The organism is Armatimonadia bacterium (genome assembly GCA_039679385.1).
Lineage (GTDB): Bacteria > Armatimonadota > Zipacnadia > Zipacnadales > JABUFB01 > JAJFTQ01.
Genome location: JBDKVB010000004.1, coordinates 1 through 2899 on the forward strand (window position 1 = coordinate 1; position 2899 = coordinate 2899).

General features: G+C 63.6%; 3 protein-coding genes. 1 reads left to right on the forward strand and 2 read right to left on the reverse strand.

The genetic code is table 11. The features are described from left to right. Positions 1-214, reverse strand: a 214-nt coding sequence (locus tag ABFE16_00270) for a hypothetical protein (GenBank protein ID MEN6343705.1), incomplete at its 3' end; no start/stop codon positions are given. 340 nt (positions 215-554) lie between these two features. Between ABFE16_00270 and ABFE16_00275 the strand changes: the two genes are divergently transcribed. Further along, complete coding sequence (locus ABFE16_00275) at positions 555-2522, forward strand: DUF6785 family protein (GenBank protein MEN6343706.1); 1968 nt, start codon at positions 555-557, stop codon at positions 2520-2522. On the opposite strand, the gene ABFE16_00280 is transcribed toward ABFE16_00275, so the two are convergent. Continuing rightward, positions 2473-2899: hypothetical protein (locus ABFE16_00280; protein MEN6343707.1), on the reverse strand; the 427-nt coding region annotated here is incomplete at its 5' end. The two genes, ABFE16_00275 and ABFE16_00280, sit on opposite strands and share 50 nt — an antisense overlap.

Genomic DNA, 2899 nt, shown 5'->3' on the forward strand with positions numbered 1-2899 from the left:
CCTGCGGTTGGCTGAACTGGATGCGGAGCTTCGGGTAGTGCTCCTTGGCGCCATCGGAGACGATATCGACCGCAACCTTGGCGTCCGGGGTCTGGAGCATCGTCATCGTCGCGCCGGCGGAGTCGACATTGGCACTCCACCGCGGAGTGTCGGAGGTCAGATTGACCTGTCCGCAGAGAGCGAGGGTCAGGCCAGCGAGAGCAGCGCAGTTCATGGCGGTACCTTTCTCACAGGAACTGGGAACAGTGCTACCGCAGACACTCTATCGGCGGTACGAACAAGCAGCATACGGCAGATTCTCGTGCCTTCTGTGCAGCACCACAGCCGCGTGCCCACTGTCTTCTGCGCTGCGCCTCCCTGCTCCTCCCAGCATATAGGGTGCTGCGCCTCGGGACTCCTTCGTCAAGGCAGACCTCAGGTACCCGTGGAAGGCGCTTCCAGGCGGATGGCGCTGGAGGCAAGCAGGACACTGCGCTGGTTGTGGGGAATTCCGCTATCTCCGACAGTACAGCCTTGCCGAGCTCGCACTACCTCTCGCGCGGAGAAGCGGCAGCATGGCACAGACAGCGGCTCGGTCGGACCTTGCAGCAACGGTGCCCTTCCACTCCGCCTTCTCGGGGCGGGCTATTGCCGTCGGAGTGCTGTCGGTCGTGATCATCGGCTGGGGTTGCCCCTACGCGACCTTCGCGATCCAGGGGTCCTACGTTGACCTCGACTTCTCCACTCCCGGCGCCGTCTTCCTGCTGTTCCTGCTCACCGCTGTGGTCAACAACGCCCTTGGACGCCTCAATCCCCGCTGGGCACTCAATCCCGGGGAGTGCATCACGGTCTACATCATGATGGTGGTCGCTTCCGCGGTCCAGACCATGGGCCTCAGCGGCCAGCTCATGTCCATCATCACAGGCCCCTACTACTACGCCACTCCCGAGAACAACTGGGCAAAGCTCCTGCAGCCGCACCTCAACCCTCTCCTGGCCCCGCAGGACGAACTCACGGTCAGGTACTTCTTCGAGGGCCTGCCTCCCGGAAGGCTCATCCCCTGGCGGGACTGGCTTGGCCCGCTGTCGATCTGGGCTCCCTTCCTCTTGTCGCTGTACCTTGTGATGATCTGCACCATGGTCATCCTTCGCAGGCAGTGGGTGGACAACGAGCGCCTCATCTACCCGCTCACTCAGCTTCCGCTCGAAATGGTGGCCCAGTCTGAGCCCGGGCGGCCTTCGACTCTCTACCGAAGCGGCCTCCTGTGGCTGGGTTTCGCCGTCCCGCTGATCTTCAGCTCCCTCAAGGGCCTGCACTTCTACTACCCGACGGTCCCCTCGCCGACAACGAACTGGGCCTTCTCGGTGTTCCGCCACACCCAGTCTCTACAACTGCGAATCAGCTTCCCGATGATCGGGTTCTTCTTTCTTGTCGAGCAGCAGACGGCCTTCTCGCTGTGGTTCTTCAATGTGCTCTTCTTCATCCTCCGCGGCATCCTGAACGTGTACAAGATCGGGATGACCGAGAACCTGGGCACCTACGGAGCGCCATCGCCGATGTTTGCGCACCTCGGCATGGGAGCCTTTCTCGTCCTCGTCTTCGGCGGCCTGTACACGGCCCGCAGCCATCTGCGAAAGGTGGTCACCCAGGCCTTCGGCGGGAAGGGCCACGGTGAGGACAGCGACGAGATCCTCTCCTACCCGGCGGCCTTCTGGGGGATGATGCTCGGGCTCTCAGTCATGGTGGGCTGGCTGACGTGGAGTGGCATGCCGCTGTGGGTGGCGGTTCTCTTCGTCGTGCTTGCCCTGGTGCTGTTCATCGGCCTGACCCGCGTCGTGGCGGAGAGCGGAATGGCCGAAGCCGTTGCCCCGACGATCGCCCCGGGGGTGATCGTCTCGGCCCTGGGCGCACCGAGCATCGGCCCACGCGGTCTGATGGCCATCGCGACAAGCTACGTCTGGTGCTCGGACATGCGCACTTTTGTCATGGCCTCGGCCGCCAACAGCCTCAAGCTCGCGGAGAAGACCGATCACCACAAGCGACCGCTCTTCTGGCTCATGGCCGTCGCAATCCTGGTGAGCGCACCGCTGAGTATCTACTTCACGATCCGCTGGGCCTACCACACCGGCGGCGTCACGATGGACTCCTGGTACTTCGGCGGCGGAGTCCTGGCGCCGCTCAAGTGGGTACAGGTGCAGTTCCTCAGCCCGAAGGGCCCCAATGTCGTGGGCCTGCTGCTGACGGGCCTCGGCGCCTTGCTCATGGCCTTCCTGGCTGCGATGAGACAGCGTTTCCTGTGGTGGCCCTTTCATCCCCTCGGCTTCGCCATCGCGCCAGTCTGGATCATGGACCAGCAGTGGATGACCATCCTCATCAGTTGGCTGGCGAAGACGACAATCCTGCGCTATGGTGGTGTGAAGACTTACCAGCGCACCCGGGCCTTCTTCCTGGGCCTGATCCTCGGCCAGTTCGTCACCAACGGCTTGTGGGTGATCATCGACGCGCTTGCCGGAGGCACAGGCAACCGCATCTTCTGGATCTAGCCTGATCGGGAGCCACGAGCCGACCAGGGGGGGAGCAGATGCTGGGGCCCTCGTTGTGGTATAGCAGCCACCAGTCCAGGCCTCCGCCCACACTGTAGTGTCGGGCCGCCACCCTCTCGCCGTCGAAGGAGAAGTAGGTAACCGCGCTATCCTCCTCGCGCCATACCCGCTTCATCTCCGCGTCGTAAGCGTTGCGCAGGTTGCCGGTCGGCGTCGCAATCCCCCTCAGGCTCTCGTCCACATCCCAGGTGAAGTAGGTGGTGCCGCGGGCGTCCTGCTGCCTTTCGAGGGCCCCGTCGGCTTGCCACTGGTAGTAGGTCAGCGCACCGGCGGTGGTCCGCTCCAGCGTCAACTGGTTCAGCGTGCTGTACTGGTAG